Below are 18796 nucleotides of genomic sequence, written 5' to 3'. Positions count from 1 at the left end.
GTTTCTATCTTTGTGACCATTTTTCAAGAACCCTCGAGAAAAAATTAATTGTTAAATAAATCGCTTACAACCACCAAAAATGGATCATTTAAGTTATAAGACCCTTACTGTCAATAAGAAGACAGCCAACAAAGGCTGGGTGATTATTGATGCAGGGCAAGGAAGCTTGGGTCGCGTGGCGTCTGAAATCGCCAAGATCCTGAAAGGCAAGAACAAGCCTTCGTACACGCCAAACGCTGACTGCGGCGACAACGTAATCGTTATCAACTCTGATAATGTACGTTTCACTGGTCGCAAGTGGGATCAGAAGTATTACCTGTCACACACTGGTTACCCAGGTGGTCAGCGCAAGACTTCTCCACGTGAGCTTAAGGCTAAATCCTCTACACTGCTTGTAGAGCGTGCTGTTCGTGGCATGTTGCCAAAAGGCCCACTAGGTCGCGAGCTATTCCGTAATCTTCATGTTTTTGCAGGAAGCGAGCATCCATTTGCAGCTCAGCAGCCTAAAGAATTAACCCTCAACATCTAATAATTAATGGAAGTTATCAATACATCTGGTAGAAGAAAAACCTCGGTGGCTCGTATCTACATGACGGCCGGGCAAGGGAATATCACTATTAACGGTAAAGATATCAAGGCGTACTTCCCTGACGAAGTACTGCAAACTATTGTGAATCAGCCGTTTCAAACCTTAGAAGTAATTGGCAAGTACGATGTTACTGCTAATCTAAAAGGTGGTGGTGTAAGCGGCCAGGCTGAAGCACTTAGACTTGCTATCGCGAAAGCACTGGTAGTAGAAAACGCCGAGACTAAATCTGCACTCCGCAAAGAAGGATTCGTAACCAGAGATCCTCGTATGGTGGAGCGTAAGAAGTTCGGTAAGCGCAAAGCGCGTCGTTCATTCCAGTTCAGTAAACGTTAATATTAAAGGTGTATCAACAACATGGCAAGTACTAATTATAAAGAATTACTTGAGGCAGGTGTTCACTTCGGTCACCTTACCCGCAAGTGGGATCCGAAAATGGCTCCGTACATCTTCATGGAGAAGAACGGAATCCACATCATTGACCTGAACAAGACACTGGTTGCCCTTGAGGAAGCTACTTCAGCTATCAAGAACATCGCCAAGTCTGGTCGCAAAATCCTTTTCGTAGCTACCAAGAAGCAGGCACAGGACATCGTAGCTGAAGAAGCTCGTCGTCTTAAAATGCCTTATGTAACTGACCGTTGGTTAGGTGGTATGCTTACAAACTTCGCTACTGTGCGTAAGTCGCTTAAGAAAATGTCGACTATCGATAAGATGGTGAAAGACAACACAGCTTATGCAGCTATCGCAAAGCGTGAGCGTCTGATGCTTTCTCGTGAGCGTGAGAAACTGGAGCGTGTACTGGGCGGTATCGCTGACCTGTCTCGCCTGCCAGCTGCTCTGTTCATCGTGGACGTGAAGCGTGAGCACATCGCAGTAAAAGAAGCACAGAAGTTGAACCTGCCTGTATTCGCAGTTTGCGATACAAACTCTAACCCAGAGACGGTTGACTTCCCAATCCCAGCAAACGATGACGCTTCTAAGTCTATTGCCCTGATCGTTTCTATCATGGGTAAGGCTATTGAAGAAGGTCTGTCTGAGCGTAAAGTGGACAAAGAAGAGACTGAGCGCAAGCGTTCTGAAGAAGAAGGCATCAAAGCCAAGCAGGAAGCTGACGAGCAATAATCTCGAATGCATATAGCATAGTAAATAAACTGAACATTGGGCCTTCAAGCTTCAATGTTCAGTTTGTTTTAGGGGAATCAGGAAGGAGAAAAGGAAATTCTGTCATAGAATTAAAGACTGCGAAAGTAATAGACCAGTTCCAGTTCTTCTTTTCGGAAAACCTCTCAGTAGATAATTCTTAATTATTAATTCATAATTCTTAATTATAAAATCATGGCTATTACAGCACAAGACGTTAACAGACTTCGCCAGGAAACTGGTGCAGGTATGATGGATTGCAAAAAAGCACTTACTGAAGCCAACGGCGACTTCGAAGCTGCTAAAGATATTCTGCGTAAGCAAGGTCAGAAAATTGCCAGTAAGCGTGCTGACAACGCTACTTCTGAAGGTATCGTGCTGACGCAGGTGAGCGAAGATGGTGCTACTGGTGTAGCAGTTGCGCTGGCTTGCGAGACTGAGCCAGTATCTAAAGTTGAAGACTTCAAAAACCTGGCTAACGCCGTTCTACAGACTGCTGTTTCTACAGGCGCATCTTCTAAAGAAGAATTGCTGGCAGCTCCTCAGGCTGACGGTCGTTCACTGCAGGACCACATCACTGACCTGATGGGTAAAATCGGTGAGAAGATCGACGTAGTTTCTTACGAGACTGTGAAGGCTGAGAAAGTTGTTGCTTACAACCACTCTAATGGTAAATTAGGTGTATTGGTAGCTATGAACAACACTAACGGTACTGATGTAACTGAAGTTGGCAAAGACATCGCGATGCAGATCGCTGCCATGAAGCCAATCGCTCTTGACAAAGACGGTGTTGATGCTGCTACTATCGAGCGTGAAATCGAGATCGGTAAAGAGCAGGCGCGTCAGGAAGGCAAGCCTGAGCAAATGCTGGAGAAAATCGCTCAAGGTAAACTGAACAAGTTCTACAAGGAGAGCACTTTGTTGAACCAGGAGTTTGTAAAAGACTCTTCACTTACAATCTCTCAGCTGCTTGAGAAAACAAGCAAAGGTTTGACTGTATATGAGTTCAAGCGTGTAGCTATCGGCTAATCCGCTTTAGTAAATCTAGTGAAAAAGGCTCTGAGAAATCAGAGCCTTTTTTTGTGGCTATCCGAAATAAAACCAACAGTGAGACCTACAACCTATGTTACCTTTTCGATGATTTTAAAGACATCAATATAAATATTAACATACACCATGCTGATAACATATAATAAAAGCGATAAAATTTAGACTGTCTCCCAGAAAAAGTGAAAACACGAGGTTACTTTTATGCATAAACTTTCCTAAATTATTCGATTTTAAAAAGCTTTATTTACATAAAATCTTATAACCCTTTAAAGAAAAAAACATGAACAAACTCTACCATAATGGCGCTAAGCTGGCGCTAAGCTGGCGCTAAGGAAATCGTATTTGCTTTGCGCTTTAGCGTTAACTTTACTTTCCTGCTCAAAAGAAGCCGAAGAGCCACTATTTGATGAGCTAAATGCCACAGCGCAATCACAGCCAATACGATCTGGCGATATGCTGAAATTTGTTGATAGCGAAAACTTTGGTAAGTTTATGAAAACAAGTATCAGTAAAGATGCCAAGCAAGCCGAGACACTATCAGCACAGCTTGGCATACGATCGCTATCCCGCAAGATGCAGGACAAGGCAGCGTATAGTGCGATTGCCCCAGGTACTGCTACTCAATCAACCAGCTCCTGGACCGTTGTAGAGGACGACGAACTGGTTCCAGATCCCTATTTTGCTTCTGTCCTAAATGACAAACGTGAAGTTGCCATAGGTGACCATATTTTCCGAATTACTTCTGACGGCACATTCATGTATAAGCCAGGTAAAACAGCTACATTAGAGAACCTTCTTGCGAATAAAGGCAGAATGAGCCACATCAAACAAAAGCCTGCTCAGGATGGACTGATCGAAGTTGAAGAAGGCTTGTACCTAATGAGCCTTGAAAATAACACAGATGACAACACCATGCCCAAGCCAGCCGATGATCCTAACGATCCTGGGACAGGTGGCAGCACAGGAGGAGGTACGGGTGGCTTAAATGTGCTCCCTGCGAAGTGGTGCAACGATCAAGGAGGCAATGTATTTGGTACTAACTATACCTGTGAGCAGGAATATGCAAATGGAGATCGCAGAATTAAAGGACGCTTCTGGAGCCTAAACTATGGCATTTATGCTACAATTGGCTCTAATACGAGATGCCAAAACTATTGGGGCGGTGCATGGTGGGCCGAAAATGCGGCGTTCATTAGCGTAAAGTGGGATGTTGATTTCCAGTATAAAAACGACTTAGGGCAATGGGTTACCACGAATAATACAGGATACCTAGCTAAAAATGAAAACAATAATGTCGAAAAAGTATTTGAGGTAAATACTGCAATGTTTATGGTAACTAATACCTCGGGTGCTACAATCACTCAACCTGCTTATGGTTTCCGAATAAGCAGGGGTGTAACAAACCATGTGGTTGAGGATCACAATACAAGATCTAACGTTAATATATCTGCACAATAAATTCAAGGCTTCATTTCTCTTTGACATTCCATAAGAGAAGTGAAGCCTATTTACTCTTATGAAACTCACCGGAACGTTTACTCTATTCCTCTGCTTATTTTTTAAAGTTTTATATTCAGATGTATATGCTCAGAATAAGCTACATGTTGGCATTGAGATTGGCCCAAAACAAGAGCATTTTACTTATGAAGACCCCAATCGACTTATGTATCAGAAGGAATACAGACACACTATAAAAGGTATAAGCATTAGCTACGAGCTAAATAAAGACTATAGTTTAGAAAGTGGATTATACAGCAATCCACAAACGACAAATGTAAACACAACCATCGCCCCAATGTATTATGGCTGGAACAGACCTGACAGAATGCTTCAAATACCAATCCGGTTAAGCCGAGAACTATATGTGATTAATTCGAAGTTGAGCCTTAGAGGGCAAATCGGAGCATCATATAGTTATAACTATCGCGCAAACTGTCCGACACAAGAGTGCTACATTTCAAGCGAATTATATAGTAGTGAAATTGGTAATAATGGCACTTCAGATTTTCCCTATTTTGAGGCAAAGGTTTATGCGCTAAATAAGCATGCCTGGCTTGGAGAAGCTGGAATAAGCCTGAACTATAAATTAAAGCCGAAACTGAATCTTGCCTTAGCTGCCAGTTATTACCACGGTTTCAGAGATATTACACGCATCTATTCAGCTTGGCATGAGGATGAATCGACTAAGATTACCGCTTTCTCCTACTCCAAAGGCAGCAGCACAAATTTCCTGCTCAAGCTAAGTTACCAGCTGTTTGATTTCAGCAAGCCAAAAAACCCGCCCGACGAATATTTTAAGAACTAAGCATGAAAACAAGATTAATACTTTTGGTAAGTGCATTAATCGTATGCAGCTTCCAACTACAAGCGCAGCACCGGGTATACTTGGGCGGTCAGTTCGGTTTAGGTATAGAATATCAGAGCAAAACAGATCCCGCTGATTTAGTTTACTCCACTAATAGATTTGGACATTCCACGTATGGCAGCACCCTGCGCTACGAACTGGATGATAAGTATGGCTTTGAGATAGGCCTGCTTAAAGAGCCGCTGATGAAAACAGTACGCCTACGTGGGGCCGATTTTGAAAAGGGCTTTGAAGCAGGCTCCCCGACCATCAGCTACCTCCGCTTCCCTATTCGTTTGAACGTGAGAGCATGGAAGTTGAATGATCGATTAGCCCTGTATGTATCGGGAGGGGCGTCACATTTACGTTATCAGTTTGAGGCGGGCCCTACCTACAGCGCTGGAAGTGGCGACTTTGAGCAAGACAAGATTTCTTACCGAAGCGATTTCACTGTGCTGGACAAGTATACCTGGATGCTGGAAGGCGGCACCAGCCTGAGCTACAAGCTTACGAACAAGTTCAACGTGGATGCCTCTGTCAACTACATGGGTGGATTTGCCGACCTGACACGCACCGATGTGCTGTATAAAGCCCAAGGCAGACAAGAGCAACAGGCAACGGTTGTATCCCGTGGTGATAAGCTCAGCTTCAATGTGGGTATCCGTTATCGTGTGCTCGAGCTCCGAAAGCGCAACGAATAAGCTTGTCAGGTATAAATTACAGAAAAAGCCCGCTGAGTAGCGGGCTTTTTCTGTTTAGAAGGTTACAAACCTTTAATAGATTTCTTAATTGTTCCGCCTTACCGTGCTCACAAAGGCATCACGCATGTCCTGGAAGCGATTGACAACTGCTTCAATAAACTCCTCGTCTAGTAAAGCTTTGGCCCCTTCGTCTCCATTCACTTCCGTTTCCTCTATTTTATAGATCTGCTCCAGGTTGGCTTTTTCCAGTTTCAGAATATACTTGCCATTATAGGAATGCAGCGTGATTTTCACGTGTGGGTTAGGTATGTCGGCTACTACTCTCATAGGTTTATTTGCTGGTTGTTTATGTGTGTTGATATGCTAACGTAAAATTGAGGCTGGAGGTACACCACTCTACCCTGCTGCGTCGGTCCGCTCCATCTCTATGCCCATCAGCTGCATCAGCTTACTGGCATTGAAACTGCGGCAGATGCCCCGGTGTAAGGTATAGTCGAACAGGATCTTGTCACCCTCGATGGTACTGTTAAAGCTAAAGTTCTCGACACTGCCCGACAGTTCCTGCTCCATGGCGCCCAGTTCCAGGTCGTGCGTGGAGATGAGGCCAGAAGCGTTGCGGCGGTGCAATTGCCGGATTAGGGCCATAGCCCCGGCATGGCGATCGCGGGAGTTGGTGCCTTTGAGTATCTCGTCTAGCAGGTAGAAGACCGGCTCCACCCCTTCTGTCATGTTGAGCAGGATACGCAGGCGCTTGAGCTCCGCGTAGAAAGAAGAAGTATTCTCGGCCAGATTATCGGCAGTGCGCATGGCCGTGTATACCTGTGCCGGGGCTACTGTCAGGCGGCGGGCGTAAACGGCTGCTCCCATAAAGGCGAGTACCATGTTGATGCCCACCGTGCGCAGGAAAGTTGTCTTGCCGGACATATTGGAACCCGTTACCACGATAGTTTTGCCTGCTCCCTGCATCTGGAAATCATTGGCGATTCGTTCTACTGTAAAGATAAGCGGGTGCGCCAGCCTTTCAGCATCAAACTCAAATGGTGTGCTGCTCAGCTCAGGAATAGCAAAGTGCGGCTGGGCATACTGGTAAGCTGCCATGCTGCTTAGAGCTTCAAAGTCTGCCAATAGCTTCAGCGCCTCTTCCACCTGATCCAGGTGCTCAGCTTTCCAGGACTCGATCCGGTAAATCCACACAAAATCCCACATCAGGATGGTGTTTAGGAAGAAGCTCATCAGCGTACTCAGCCGCCAGGAGAAGTAATCGATGATAGTCGCTACTTTACCAATAGCAGCGGAAGCAGGTGTATTGCCTCGGTAGAGCTTTGTTCGAATCTCCTCCAGCATCGAAGCTTTGAAGGTATGTGCTTCCAGATGCTGCAGTTGGTCAGTGTAACTTTGCATAGCCTCGTACATGCCGATGCTCTTGTCATAGTAGTCGTCGCGTTGCTTCTGGAATTTGAGCCCCAGCAAATACTGAATGGCCAGAAAACCAAGTGCAATGTACCCTGAATAACCATAGAACCAAGCTGCAATCGACGCTAGAGTCAATACTGGCAGCACAAATACCAACACCTTCAGCCAGGGGTGTTCCTTATAAAAATGCTGCGCCCGGAGCCAGTCAAAGAATTCCTGTGTGTGTTCTTCGGTGTGCTTGTAGTGCATTGGCTTCACGATAGCCTGCTGAAGCCACTCCTGTTGCTCGGGCTGGGCTAGTTCCGCCACTGCCTCCTGCCTACGCAACACTTCCGAAGCGGGCGCAGCCTGTCGAAACCACTGTGCCAGCCGAAGCTTGCCAATGCTGGTCACGGAGCGGTTCATGAGTTGGAAAAGCGAGTCAGGACCAAAAATATCCAGGTCGGAGGTATAGGGATGATGGTCGTCTCTGAAGGCATCGCCGCCATCGAAGGTATGGAGCTTGCCATGTAACCGGTCGATTTCCTGCAAGTTGAGCTTGCCGAGCAACTGCAACTGCTTATACCTGTAGTCGAGCCGGCTGTGCCAGCGCATGACCAGCACAAACAGAATATAAAACCCAACGATGCTGATGATGCCTGCGCTGGTGTTACCATCTCTGAAAAAGAGCCAGGCCGCAATAGCTCCCGCCACAAATACCACCACACGCAGCCACGAAACTGTTTTCGATTTACCGGCTGCTTTGTGTTCTTGTTCAGCGTAGGCCGCGGCCCGCTGCTTAAACTCGTTTTCTCTGTTGTTCACGTATAGCTCTTCTGTTTGCAGGTATAGCTTAGTCGATCGTGGCGATGCACTTCAGCTCAATGGCAATGGGCGTAGGCAGTTTGTTTATCTCCACCGTAGTGCGGCAAGGCTGGTTATCCTTAAAATACTCGGCATAGATGCGGTTGTAAGTGGCAAAGTCGTCTTTCATGTTCGTCAGGAAAACGGTCACATCCACCAGGTTTGCCCAGCTTGAGCCGGCATCCTCCAGGATGTAACGCACATTCTGAAACACGGAATGGCACTGCGTCTCAATGTCGTACGACGTAATGTTACCCGCCTCGTCCAGCTCTACTCCCGGAATTTTCTTAGTGCCACGTTCTCTTGGTCCAACGCCAGACAGGAACAAAAGATTGCCCACACGGCGGGCATGCGGGTATAGCCCCACCGGCTCAGGGGCTTTCGATGAATTGAGTAGCTCTTTGTCGTTTGTCATACTCAAATATAAAACATTCTTGCCAGCATTCTGCGGTAAGCAGCTTCTTCCATACCTCTTAAACAAAAGAGCCGGCCTATAAACAGGCCGGCTTCTCTTATCTTAAACAAACTCTATTATTCAACCCAATCGGCCATAATAGATTATAAATCAATTTATTATTTTGTAAACTTCACATCGTTATACTTGGACGTGATGTTGATAGAACCTTTGGAAGTCGAGTTACCATACTTGCCCTTATACTCCGCTGAAGTATGGCCCTTCTCCAGGGTGGTAAACTTTACGAGGTTGCGATCCACTTTGAAGTCGGCAAACTGTACGTTCACATTAAAATCGAAGGCTGAATCATCCTCAAAGTGAAGCTGAATCGGAGCGAAACCGCCACTCACAGAAATGGTCTTGAAGTTTTTCTTCACATTGTCCACTCTAAACGAGCCGTATTTTATATCCATCTCCAATGCCTCAGAGAGATTGCCAATCTTCAGATCGCTGAACTTGGAGGAGCCATTTACACCATTGGTGTTGCCTAGATTTAAGGTAGAGTAAGCTAAATCTACACTGCCTTTGTTGAGGTAACCGATCGTATTCGGTGTGCTTTGGCAGAACGAGGCTTTAATGGAATTTGATGCATTCGCCAGGTTACCCACTTTAAATGCTCCATGACGCACATTCAGGTCTACTTTGCCTTTCATGTCTGGCAGGTATACGTTGCCGAAGCTGTTCTTTACCACCAGATGGTTATCTTCTGGCATGTTCACCGTGTAGTTGATCTCGAAGCTCTGGTGTCCGCTTTTGGAGTTAACAGACCCCATTTCGGTTTTAACCATGATTGTATTGCCACTACGGCTGTCGGTTACGTTGATCTTGTTGAGCATCTCCTGGGCGGTTTGCTCTGAGTTGGCACGGCTGATGATGTCTACCTTCACCTGTATCTCGTTGCGATTCCAGGTATTCACGTGCACGTTGCCGAACTTGTTGTCGATGTTCAGCACATCCGACTTGCTAACCTTATAGGTCTTGTCGAAGCTTTTACGCTTTTCTGAACTGTAGGTATAAACCTCAGCTTCCTGCCAGCCTGACTGATGCGGATGCTCCACCAGAGGAGGCGCTGGTGGCAAAGGAGGAGCAGGTGGCAGTGTCTGCTGCGCAGCTAGGGCTGGTGGCGCAGGCGGCATTTGGCTTGGACAAGGCTCTGGCGCATAAGGCTGTGCCATGGCCAGGGCTGGTAGTATCACCAAAAGCGTGGCTAGGTGGTAGCGCAATGATTTAAATAGTTGTCGTTCCATTGTTCTGTGGTTCAGTAGTATCCTGTTCTTTTATAGCTTCTATTTTCTTGAGTACTTCCAACTGACGGTTCAGCACTTCGATCCGGATCTGCAGGTTCTGGATCATGGCCGCCATCACCTGGTCGGTGTTCGGCGTAGTATGTAATTGATTCTTGAGTTGGGTATAGCTGCTGTCGAGGCGGGCCAGTTCCCGATCTATCGCCCGTGTCTCGTCCATACCGAGCACTTTCAGGTCGTATTCGCTAAGTTCTTCCCGCTTATTGTTGATTTGGCTGGTGTAATATACCTCCACCTCGGCCAGTTCTGGCGCTAACTGGTACACTGAAGGCTGCTCACCCGCTGCGGAATTCGCAGCGATAGCGTTTGTTGCAGTCGGGCTATTCTGTTTCACTGTCCAGAGGGTGATGCCGCAAGCCAGCAAGAGCACGATGGTAGCAGCAACCCGCATGAACATGAAGTCAGCCGTGAAGTTGAGGCGCTCCCCGAAGTTGATGCTGATCACCTTGGCTTCTTTGCGGGGCTTCTCCTCCAGTGCCTTTTGTGTATTCAGCTCGGAACAGATCTCCTGCCATAGCTCCGGTCTGGGCTCGAACATGTCGAAGTCTTCCCGGTTCTCGTTCACAAATTCCTTTAATCTATCTTTCATCTCTCTCTATTTTATCATTACCCACGGCTAGGCCATGGAATGTGTGTCTTTCATAATCTCCAGAAGCTTTTTGCGGGCCCGGCTATACTGCGACTTCGAAGTGGACTCGCTTATACCCAGCACCTCCCCAATCTCGGCATGATCGAAGCCTTCCAGCAGGTATAAGCTCAGCACCACTCTGTAGCCGTCTGGCAGACGCTGTATGGCGCGGCGCACCTGCTCTACCTGCCACTCGGTATCGTCATCATACTCCTCGTCAGGTATGTCGCCGGCGATGCGGTCTTCGAGCGGCACCAGTTCCGAACGACGCTTGCGCACCGCGTTTACCGAGGCATTGATCACAATCCTTTTGAGCCAGCTTCCGAATGAAGCTTCTGCTTTATAAGAATGCAGGTTTTTGAAGGCGCTGATGAAGGCTTCCTGCAGCACGTCCTCAGACTCGGCATAGTCGTTGGTGATGCGCATACTCACGTTAAACATAGCTTTGGAGTACAGTTTGTACAGTTCGTACTGGGCACGGTTATCCCCTTCCCTGCAGCGCTGCACTACCTGTGCGTTTACATCCTGAAAAGTGCCTTTTTCCAAAATCGCCTCGTTTATCGTGTTCTTTGCCTTGTTAGTCGACTTATTCTCTTATTTCATCTTATATCTTTGCCTCCCCTTCCTACTTTCTGCACTAAAGACACAAGTGAATCCGTTGGGTTGCATCAAGTTGCAAAATATTTTTAAAAATTATCCGTTGCTCCCAGTTGCATTACAGCACTTCACTTATTTGTCAGGCATGGCCACAAAAAAAGCCAGCTCTAGATGGAGCTGGCTTCCTTGTCTGAATCAGGATTTTCTGGATTCCTTAGGATGAACAGGATTAGATTACCTTTTGTGGTAGATGTAACACTTATTTAATCATGAAGCAGTAATCTATCTTAGAAAACATACTCAATCCTGTCTATCTTTCGTAATCCTTGAAATCCTGATCCTTAATCCATAATGTCAAACTTGATACCTTGCGCCAGTGGAAGCTCGCGGCTGTAGTTGATTGTGTTGGTCTGGCGGCGCATGTAGATTCTCCAGGCATCGGAACCGGACTCTCGACCACCGCCTGTATCTTTCTCGCCACCGAAGGCACCGCCGATCTCTGCACCGGATGTACCAATGTTCACGTTAGCGATGCCGCAGTCTGAACCCCAGTGCGTCAGGAAGGCTTCTGTCTCCAGCATGTTAGTCGAGAAGATAGCCGATGACAGGCCTTGCTTCACCCCATTCTGGATGTCGATGGCATTGTCTACGCCACCGCTATACCTGATCAGGTACAGGATGGGTGCAAATGTTTCTTCCTGCACCATGTGGTAGTGGTTCTCTGCCTCTACTATAGCTGGGGTCACATAGGTACCGGTCGCGTAATGCTCGCCTTCCAGCACCTCACCACCGATCAATAGCTTGCCGCCTTCGCTCTGCACTTCTTCCAAGGCATTCTGGAAAGTCTTCACAGCATCTTTGTCGATCAGCGGTCCTACCAGCGTGGTATCGCTCAGCGGGTGACCGATCGGCAGATTCGGATAGATCTTGAGCAAGCGATCACGCACCTGATCGTATATATTCTCGTGGATGATCAGACGGCGGGTAGAGGTGCAGCGCTGTCCGCAGGTACCTACGGCACCGAACACCACGGCACGAAGCGCCATCTCAATATCTGCATTCTCCGTCATGATGATGGCATTGTTACCTCCCAACTCTAACAGCGACTTGCCCAGACGAGCGCCTACCGCTTCGCCTACTTTCTTGCCCATGCGGGTAGAGCCGGTAGCCGATACCAGTGGAACGCGGGTGTCATGCGCCATCAAGCTGCCAATCTCAGCATCGCCGATGATCACGTTGAAGATACCTTCCGGCAGTTCGTTGTCGGCCAGCACGTCGCGGATTATATGCTGACAGGCGATAGCCGTAAGCGGAGTCTTTTCTGATGGCTTCCAGATGGTCACGTCGCCGCAAACGGCTGCCAGCATAGCGTTCCAGCTCCATACTGCTACCGGGAAGTTGAAGGCCGAGATAACGCCCACAATGCCCAGCGGATGGTACTGCTCATACATGCGGTGCTGCGGACGCTCCGAGTGCATGGTATAGCCATGTAACTGGCGCGATAAGCCCACAGCAAAGTCGCAGATATCGATCATCTCCTGCACTTCGCCAAGGCCTTCCTGCAGGATCTTACCCATTTCATAACTCACGAGTTTGCCCAGCGCTTCTTTATGCTCACGCAGCTTGTTGCCGATCTGTCGCACAACCTCACCTCGTTTCGGGGCCGGCACGGTGCGCCATACCTTGAATGCTTCCTGAGCGGTGCTTACCACTTGTTCGTAGTTGTCGGCAGTGGCCATGTTCACGGTCGCAATCAGGTTGCCGTCGGCTGGAGAGTAAATGTCGCGGGTAGTGTTATTTTCGCCGCCCCAGTTCAGGCCAGTGCTGTAGGCTGGGTTCAGTTCTTTTATACCTAGCTGCTGCAGCACATCGGCAATCGCCTTCGTCAATGGCAGTTCATCTATGGTCTGTTTCATAATTTTACCTGTGTTTTGGGTTAAAGGTGTTGTAACTGTGATCTACAGCAGCGAGCTGACAGGCAGACCGCTCTGCTGCATGAAGATAGGCCTTTTTTCTCTTCTATTAAAACAAAAAAGCTTCTGCCATGCATGGCAGAAGCTTTTTATGTCGTGGTTAGGTCTTAGCGCTTCCCGATCGGGTAGTAGGCTTTCAGACCGTCAGGATATACACCCTCAATATAAACAATGCCGGTCTCAAAGTTCTTCAGGTGGCGCTCCACATCGGAAGGCACGTTCACCGCATACTTATCGATGCGTGTAATGATGAAGCCGTCTTTCATTCCAGTGTCACGGAACTTGCTTTTGGCTACGTTCGCGATCTTGGCGCCACCGTCTATACCTAGCTTGTTCATTTCCTGCTTGCTCACTGCCTCAAATGTAGCACCGTCAAAGGTTACGGAGTTGGCTGTGCTACGCTTCGAAATCTCGGTACTGTTATTCAGATTCTTCAGTGTTACATTGGCTGTGCGACTCTTGCCATCACGCAGGTATTCCACCTTCACTTTATCACCAGGACGGTAGCGGGCCACCTGCTCCAGTAACTGCGAAGAGCGGGCTACTTTCACATCGTTGATCGCTGTAATTACGTCCCCATTACGAAGACCGGCTTCTTTGGCACCACCTTCTTCTACTTCGGCCAGGTAAACACCATTGAGCGTGCTCAGGTTTTTCTCTTTCGCCAGGGCAGCATCAATTTCCTGAATGCGGGCACCTAACAGGGCACGCTGCACTTCGCCAAACTTGAGCAGGTCGTCTACTACCTTGCTTACAATAGCCGAAGGCACAGCAAAAGAATAACCGGCAAAAGAGCCTGTCTGCGATGCAATGGCGGTGTTTATACCTACCAGGTCACCGTTCAGGTTTACCAGGGCACCACCGCTGTTACCCGGGTTCACAGCCGCATCTGTCTGAATAAATGACTCGATGCTCAGGTCGCGGTTTTGGGTAGTGCGCAGGATGTTAATATTACGCCCCTTGGCACTCACGATACCTGCTGTTACTGTGGAGGTCAGGTTCATCGGGTTACCCACGGCAAGCACCCACTCGCCTACCTGCAGGTCGTCTGAGTTACCATAACGAATAACAGGCAGTTTATCGGCGTTGATCTTTAGCAAGGCCAGATCGGTAGTAGGATCGGTACCTACCAGTGTGGCTTCAAACTTACGCTTGTCATCCAGCGTCACTTCTATTTTGTCGGCACGGTCGATTACGTGGTTGTTGGTCACGATGTAGCCGTTCGAGGCGATAATCACGCCGGAGCCGGAACCCATCTGCGGGCCACGTGGCACGCGCTCTCCAAAGCCGTCGCCAAAGAACTCACGCAGAAACGGGTCCATAGGCGTATTGCTGCGCTGTGCCGTGCGTGCGCTATACTCGGTCATCACGTGCACCACGGCAGGTGTAGTTACCTGTGCTGCTTTTATAAAATTAAGACCCTCCGGCACAATCACATCGCTGCTGCGCATATCGCTCGTGTAGCGTACGGTTGGGTACTGCTGTTGAGTCTCTACTCCCTGCGGACTATCATTCTCCAGCAACTTATAGCTGCCTACTGCCACACCGCCGCCCATCAGCGCCGAAAGTGTGAGGCCAACAATAAACTGTTTCGTCTTCATGTATTGAACTCCTCCTGATTGGTGAATATCTAATATTAAGAATTATATATATAACAAACCTATAACGCTAATATACTATACGGTGGTATACAAGGTCAAGGCAATTCGCATTCTTTAACATTTCTATAACAAAAAAGAGGCCAGTTTAGGTGGCCTCTTTTCTGTGTGATGTTCTCTTATTTATCTTTGCCGTTCTCAGAGGCTGTGGCTGCCACACGCTTTTGTTTCGCTGGCTGCTTCACCTCCTCCCCACCTGAGATTGAGATCTGGCGCTTCATAGTTTTCTGCTCGTCTTTTGGCACGTTCACCACGAGCACGCCGTCCTGCAGTTGTGCAGAGATCTTGTCTGCGTCTACATTGTCAGGCAGATAGAAAGAGCGGGAGAAAGTACCGTATTGGGTTTCCAGCATCTGGTAGCGACGTCCTTCCTCTTTCTTCTCGAAGCGGCGCTCACCCGAAATAGTCAGTTTACCTTCCTGGAAATCGATGGCAATGTCCTCTTTGCGAATACCAGGCAGGGCTACTTCAATTTCATAACCGTTCTCGGTTTCGCAGGCATCAACATGTGGCGTAAAACCAGAGAAACCTCTGGAGTTTACAGACTCGTTGAAGAATCTGTCTAACATTGAGCTGAAAGTCTGAGGCATGTCATCCTGCATGCCGTTATATTTTCTAAGTACCATAAAACCTCCTTTTTTTAAGTTTTTGTTTTCACTTACAATCAGGATATAGCCAAAAGTTTGCCAAGCGTTTTATTTTATAAAATCATGAAATAATGTCATTTAATAAGACACTTAAAACTGACGTTCCTGTCAATTTTTCAGAGATCTAATAGGTATAGCTGCCTGTAGAAACTGCTCTATTGATAGTGTACTTCAGTTCTAAACCAAAGACAGGTGAAATGCGGTTGCGCTTCGTAGTATAACCCGGCTCAACCAAAACCCCGTCTTCGTCATATTTTGGCCCTACCTCCACAAAGTAGTAATCGGTTTGTCGTAGGAAGTAAGGCGTAATGCGAAACCGCTCGCCAATCTCGTAAGTGGCGTCCAATCTGAGACGGGTGCGGTCGATGGTGCGTATCAACAATTCGTTTGTTTCTTCGCCGAACTCCTTCACCACAAACATCTCGTAAGAAAGCGACGGCGTAATGAAGCGCTGCCCCAGCGGAAGTCGCTTGCCCAGCTCTGCCATCAGCCTGAACCGTGCGAAAGGGTCGCGCCGCTCCTGGTTCACGTAATCGAGCATCAGCTGTTTGTTGAAATATAAACCCTTAATGTTACCGGCATGGCGGATAAAAGCCGAGGTAAAGTTACTCGTAGGCATGTCTTCTTTGGCATAGCGGAACATGGCACCTGCCAACCAATGGTCGGTAAAGGCATGCTCATAACCCAATGTGAACTCAATCCGCTCAAAACTGCCCACGCCGTTGTAGCGCTCGTCGGTGTTGATGCGGTAGTGGTTCTGAAGAAACAGCAGACCGCTCTCCCCTAGCCCATAACTCAGTTGCAATTCAGGCCAGATGGCGGTAGGCGCTTTTATTTTGCTTTGGGCCTTGCTCAGAATCGGCAGTGCTGCCAATGCAAGTATCAGGTATAGCTTTCTCATAAATATTATAGATTATCAGCTGCCAGTTCCTGCACGGCTATCCAGGCCATCAGCCCGATGCCGGTTTCCAGTGCTGCTTCGTCAATGTCAAAAGTTGGGGTATGCACGCCTGACGTGATGCCCCGCTCCTCGTTGCGGGTACCCAATCGGTAGAAGCAAGCGGCTACTTCCTGTGAGTAATAGGCAAAGTCCTCGGCTCCCATCCACAGGTCGAGGTCTACGACATTTTCCGCTCCCAGGTATAGCGCTGCTGCCTCACGGGCACGACCGGTCAGGTCAGGGTCGTTCTTCAGGAAAGGATAACCAAACTTAATGTCGATGTCGCAGCTGCCGCCCATGCTTTCGCAGAGTCCCTCGGCTAGCTTGCGTATACGTCGGTGCGCCTCTTTGCGCCATACCTCATCCATCGTCCGGAAAGTACCTTCTACCTTCACCTCATTCGGGATCACATTCGTTGCTCCCAAGGCCTCTACTTTGCCAAAGGAAAGCACCGTCGGCACCTTAGGGCTAGCATGGCGGCTCACGATCTGCTGCAAGGCCACGATCAGGTGCGAGGTGATCAGCACGGGGTCTACGTTGAGTTCCGGCAGGGCTGCATGGCCGCCTTTGCCTTTCACGGTGATGTAAATCTCGTCGGCGCTGGCCATGTACATACCTGACCGGAAGCCAACTTTGCCAGCCGGTAGCATCGGGAACACGTGCTGGCCGATTATACCTGCCGGAGCTGGTTGCTGCAGCACGCCGTCTTTGATCATAATGGAAGCACCTCCAGGAAACTTCTCCTCTCCTGGTTGGAAAACCAGTTTTACGGTGCCTTCAAATTCGTTGTGTACCTCCTGCAGAATACGGGCAGCTCCCAACAAAGAAGCCGTGTGCACATCATGTCCGCAGGCATGCATCACGCCTTCGTTCTTCGACTTGTAGTCTACGGCATTCTGTTCTGTTATAGGAAGCGCATCCAGGTCTGCCCGCAGGGCGATTGTTTTGTTCTCTGGGTTTCGTCCTTCGATCAGGGCTACCACTCCGGTGTTAGCCATGCGGGTAGTTTCCAGACCATAGCTTTGCAGCACCTGCTCCACATAAGCAGCCGTGTTGTGCTCTTCAAAAGAAAGCTCCGGGTTGGCGTGGATATGCCGGCGTATACCTACCGTGTCTTGGGCATAGGTTGAGGCCAGCTCTTTTATTTTCTGTGCTAATTGATTCATGTAAGTAATAGGGCAACAGACCATTGGCGGTCCTGGTATCTTTGTCAAATATAAAAAGAAAAACGTTGCAGCCGCCTGAGCAACTGCAACGCTGTATACCTGTAGCGGGTCGCTATACCTAGTTTTTAGGAATATTGATCTGCTCCTGTACAATGTGGGCGTTAGGTATGAGGTCACTGATCTGGTTGAGCACCTGCTGCGCCTCCATGCGGGTGAAATAGTCGCCTATCTTGAGTCTGAAGTTTGGCTGCTGATAGGTCAGGTAGTCCTTCTCCTCCGGCACGCGGGCGATGATCGCTTTGCGCAGGTCCATCACGGTCTGGCGCTCTGAACCATTGTAGGCTAATATCCGGTAACCTTGCGCATATCGGATGTTCTTGTTCACGCTGGCCACCGAATCCATCAACACGGCTACCTTGGCATTGGCATGGTTAGTTGGTTCTACCCTGGCAGCTGCCGGGGCATTGGCCGCATCGGCCGGGTAAGTCGGACGGTATACGCTGATGTCATCTATTACACGGGCACTGGTTGTAGTTCTGTCCGGCGTGCTCGTGCGGGCCTCTGCTGAAGGCTTGCAGGCCGATGATACTATCAGGGCAATAATAAAAAGGAAACTAAGCGCTCTGTTCATGCTTTACAATTTGAATACTGGCGGAGCAACCTAACCGGTCGGCTCCCGCCTCAATTAACGCCACGGCATCGGCGTATGTTCTAATACCACCCGAGGCTTTTATTTTGATATGGCTCGGCAGCACGTGGCGCATCAACTGCACATCCTCCACCCGGGCACCTCCCGAAGCAAAACCTGTTGAGGTTTTCACGAAGTCCACACCGGCCGCCGCGCATATCTCACAGGCTTTGGTGATCTCGTCCTGCGAAAGCAAGGCCGTCTCGATGATCACTTTCAGTTCCGCCTCTTTCAGGTGGCAGAAGTTCGCCAGGTCACTCAGCTCGTTCTGTATCTCGCTATACCTGCCAGATTTAAAGAACGAAACATTCATCACCACATCAATCTCGTTGGCACCATCGGCTATTGCCTGGTGCGTCTCCAGAAACTTTACTTTCGGATGCTGGTAACCCAACGGAAAGCCCACCACTGTGGCCACTTTCACTCTTGCGCCTGGTCCCAGTTGTTCGGCAGCTGCCTGCACATAGCATGGTGGCACGCAGACTGCCGCGAAACCGTAGCTGCGGGCCTCGTCACACAATTGCATCACCTGCTCGGCTGTTGCATCAGGTCGCAGAATGGTGTGGTCTATATAAGTAGCTAATTCTTCTCCTGACATAATTCTTGACAAAAGATGTTTTAAACAAAGACAAAGGATATAAAGCCGGGCTATGCACCCGCT

At 48.5% G+C, this 18796-nt stretch carries 20 protein-coding genes; 7 read left to right on the top strand and 13 right to left on the bottom strand.

Annotated features, from left to right (window positions below; all coding sequences use genetic code 11):
- The first annotated feature begins 79 nt into the window (after positions 1–79).
- The 7 genes from rplM to Q1A54_RS02425 all read left to right on the top strand — a co-directional run bounded on the left by rplM (position 80) and on the right by Q1A54_RS02425 (position 5824).
- The gene (rplM, locus tag Q1A54_RS02455) at positions 80–529 is read left to right on the top strand and encodes a 50S ribosomal protein L13 (RefSeq protein WP_196119887.1); all 450 of its coding nucleotides are present in this window, start codon (positions 80–82) and stop codon (positions 527–529) included.
- Between the two features lie 6 nt (positions 530–535).
- Positions 536–922 carry a 30S ribosomal protein S9 gene (gene rpsI, locus Q1A54_RS02450; RefSeq protein ID WP_007657861.1) on the top strand — a complete coding sequence of 129 codons (387 nt, stop codon included), beginning with the start codon at positions 536–538 and terminating at the stop codon, positions 920–922.
- A gap of 21 nt (positions 923–943) precedes the next feature.
- Entirely contained in the window at positions 944–1711 is a 768-nt protein-coding gene (gene rpsB, locus Q1A54_RS02445) for a 30S ribosomal protein S2 (RefSeq protein ID WP_076420834.1), read from the top strand.
- A 213-nt stretch (positions 1712–1924) separates the two neighbouring features.
- Complete coding sequence (gene tsf, locus Q1A54_RS02440; protein WP_299984790.1) at positions 1925–2758, top strand: translation elongation factor Ts; 834 nt, start codon at positions 1925–1927, stop codon at positions 2756–2758.
- Positions 2759–3232: 474 nt separating this feature from the next.
- Positions 3233–4237, top strand: a complete 1005-nt coding sequence (locus Q1A54_RS02435; RefSeq protein ID WP_299984788.1) for a hypothetical protein — start codon at positions 3233–3235, stop codon at positions 4235–4237.
- Positions 4238–4295: 58 nt separating this feature from the next.
- Positions 4296–5084: an outer membrane beta-barrel protein gene (locus Q1A54_RS02430; RefSeq protein WP_299984785.1), complete on the top strand. Its 789-nt coding sequence runs from the start codon at positions 4296–4298 to the stop codon at positions 5082–5084.
- A 2-nt stretch (positions 5085–5086) separates the two neighbouring features.
- Positions 5087–5824 carry an outer membrane beta-barrel protein gene (locus Q1A54_RS02425; RefSeq protein WP_299984783.1) on the top strand — a complete coding sequence of 246 codons (738 nt, stop codon included), beginning with the start codon at positions 5087–5089 and terminating at the stop codon, positions 5822–5824.
- Between the two features lie 84 nt (positions 5825–5908).
- Here Q1A54_RS02425 and Q1A54_RS02420 read toward each other — a convergent pair whose 3' ends face one another.
- The 13 genes from Q1A54_RS02420 to deoC form a co-directional block, all read right to left on the bottom strand.
- On the bottom strand, positions 5909–6151 hold the full coding sequence (locus tag Q1A54_RS02420) for a hypothetical protein (protein WP_299984781.1): 243 nt from the start codon (positions 6149–6151) through the stop codon (positions 5909–5911).
- A 69-nt stretch (positions 6152–6220) separates the two neighbouring features.
- Complete coding sequence (locus tag Q1A54_RS02415) at positions 6221–8041, bottom strand: DNA mismatch repair protein MutS (protein ID WP_299984779.1); 1821 nt, start codon at positions 8039–8041, stop codon at positions 6221–6223.
- A gap of 28 nt (positions 8042–8069) precedes the next feature.
- The gene (locus tag Q1A54_RS02410) at positions 8070–8495 is read right to left on the bottom strand and encodes a RidA family protein (protein WP_299984778.1); all 426 of its coding nucleotides are present in this window, start codon (positions 8493–8495) and stop codon (positions 8070–8072) included.
- Positions 8496–8653: 158 nt separating this feature from the next.
- Entirely contained in the window at positions 8654–9781 is a 1128-nt protein-coding gene (locus tag Q1A54_RS02405; protein WP_230392246.1) for a hypothetical protein, read from the bottom strand.
- A complete protein-coding gene (locus Q1A54_RS02400; protein ID WP_299984776.1) occupies positions 9762–10427 on the bottom strand; it encodes a hypothetical protein in 666 nt (221 codons plus the stop codon). Before Q1A54_RS02400 ends, Q1A54_RS02405 begins: the two co-directional genes overlap by 20 nt.
- Positions 10428–10454: 27 nt before the next feature.
- Complete coding sequence (locus Q1A54_RS02395) at positions 10455–11012, bottom strand: sigma-70 family RNA polymerase sigma factor (protein WP_007659677.1); 558 nt, start codon at positions 11010–11012, stop codon at positions 10455–10457.
- 392 nt (positions 11013–11404) lie between these two features.
- Entirely contained in the window at positions 11405–12979 is a 1575-nt protein-coding gene (locus tag Q1A54_RS02390) for an aldehyde dehydrogenase family protein (protein ID WP_299984773.1), read from the bottom strand.
- Between the two features lie 164 nt (positions 12980–13143).
- The gene (locus tag Q1A54_RS02385; protein ID WP_196119901.1) at positions 13144–14637 is read right to left on the bottom strand and encodes a Do family serine endopeptidase; all 1494 of its coding nucleotides are present in this window, start codon (positions 14635–14637) and stop codon (positions 13144–13146) included.
- Between the two features lie 176 nt (positions 14638–14813).
- Positions 14814–15263 carry an Hsp20/alpha crystallin family protein gene (locus Q1A54_RS02380; RefSeq protein WP_299984770.1) on the bottom strand — a complete coding sequence of 150 codons (450 nt, stop codon included), beginning with the start codon at positions 15261–15263 and terminating at the stop codon, positions 14814–14816.
- A 202-nt stretch (positions 15264–15465) separates the two neighbouring features.
- Positions 15466–16242 carry a DUF2490 domain-containing protein gene (locus Q1A54_RS02375; protein WP_299984769.1) on the bottom strand — a complete coding sequence of 259 codons (777 nt, stop codon included), beginning with the start codon at positions 16240–16242 and terminating at the stop codon, positions 15466–15468.
- Between the two features lie 5 nt (positions 16243–16247).
- Positions 16248–17447 (bottom strand): M20 family metallopeptidase, encoded by a 1200-nt coding sequence (locus Q1A54_RS02370; protein WP_299984767.1) that lies wholly within the window; start codon positions 17445–17447, stop codon positions 16248–16250.
- Positions 17448–17565: 118 nt separating this feature from the next.
- Complete coding sequence (locus Q1A54_RS02365) at positions 17566–18078, bottom strand: sporulation protein (protein ID WP_299984765.1); 513 nt, start codon at positions 18076–18078, stop codon at positions 17566–17568.
- Positions 18062–18745 carry a deoxyribose-phosphate aldolase gene (deoC, locus tag Q1A54_RS02360; RefSeq protein ID WP_366915780.1) on the bottom strand — a complete coding sequence of 228 codons (684 nt, stop codon included), beginning with the start codon at positions 18743–18745 and terminating at the stop codon, positions 18062–18064. The genes Q1A54_RS02365 and deoC overlap by 17 nt, the downstream gene beginning before the upstream one ends.
- Between the last annotated feature and the right edge of the window lie 51 nt (positions 18746–18796).

The sequence above is a fragment of the uncultured Pontibacter sp. genome (genome assembly GCF_947502515.1).
Taxonomy (GTDB): domain Bacteria; phylum Bacteroidota; class Bacteroidia; order Cytophagales; family Hymenobacteraceae; genus Pontibacter.
Note: the sequence above shows the minus strand (reverse complement) of the source record. Positions and strands in the feature narration are given on the sequence as shown.

Excerpts from the sequence above, each read along its gene's own strand:
- rpsB (WP_076420834.1), top strand. The coding sequence starts at position 944 with ATGGCAAGTACTAATTATAAAGAATTACTTGAGGCAGGTGTTCACTTC.
- rpsI (WP_007657861.1), top strand. The coding sequence starts at position 536 with ATGGAAGTTATCAATACATCTGGTAGAAGAAAAACCTCGGTGGCTCGT.
- Q1A54_RS02390 (WP_299984773.1), bottom strand. The coding sequence starts at position 12,979 with ATGAAACAGACCATAGATGAACTGCCATTGACGAAGGCGATTGCCGAT.
- Q1A54_RS02430 (WP_299984785.1), top strand. The coding sequence starts at position 4,296 with ATGAAACTCACCGGAACGTTTACTCTATTCCTCTGCTTATTTTTTAAA.
- Q1A54_RS02420 (WP_299984781.1), bottom strand. The coding sequence starts at position 6,151 with ATGAGAGTAGTAGCCGACATACCTAACCCACACGTGAAAATCACGCTG.
- tsf (WP_299984790.1), top strand. The coding sequence starts at position 1,925 with ATGGCTATTACAGCACAAGACGTTAACAGACTTCGCCAGGAAACTGGT.
- Q1A54_RS02410 (WP_299984778.1), bottom strand. The coding sequence starts at position 8,495 with ATGACAAACGACAAAGAGCTACTCAATTCATCGAAAGCCCCTGAGCCG.
- Q1A54_RS02385 (WP_196119901.1), bottom strand. The coding sequence starts at position 14,637 with ATGAAGACGAAACAGTTTATTGTTGGCCTCACACTTTCGGCGCTGATG.
- Q1A54_RS02400 (WP_299984776.1), bottom strand. The coding sequence starts at position 10,427 with ATGAAAGATAGATTAAAGGAATTTGTGAACGAGAACCGGGAAGACTTC.
- Q1A54_RS02425 (WP_299984783.1), top strand. The coding sequence starts at position 5,087 with ATGAAAACAAGATTAATACTTTTGGTAAGTGCATTAATCGTATGCAGC.
- Q1A54_RS02435 (WP_299984788.1), top strand. The coding sequence starts at position 3,233 with ATGCTGAAATTTGTTGATAGCGAAAACTTTGGTAAGTTTATGAAAACA.
- Q1A54_RS02365 (WP_299984765.1), bottom strand. The coding sequence starts at position 18,078 with ATGAACAGAGCGCTTAGTTTCCTTTTTATTATTGCCCTGATAGTATCA.
- Q1A54_RS02405 (WP_230392246.1), bottom strand. The coding sequence starts at position 9,781 with ATGGAACGACAACTATTTAAATCATTGCGCTACCACCTAGCCACGCTT.
- Q1A54_RS02375 (WP_299984769.1), bottom strand. The coding sequence starts at position 16,242 with ATGAGAAAGCTATACCTGATACTTGCATTGGCAGCACTGCCGATTCTG.
- Q1A54_RS02370 (WP_299984767.1), bottom strand. The coding sequence starts at position 17,447 with ATGAATCAATTAGCACAGAAAATAAAAGAGCTGGCCTCAACCTATGCC.
- rplM (WP_196119887.1), top strand. The coding sequence starts at position 80 with ATGGATCATTTAAGTTATAAGACCCTTACTGTCAATAAGAAGACAGCC.
- Q1A54_RS02380 (WP_299984770.1), bottom strand. The coding sequence starts at position 15,263 with ATGTTAGACAGATTCTTCAACGAGTCTGTAAACTCCAGAGGTTTCTCT.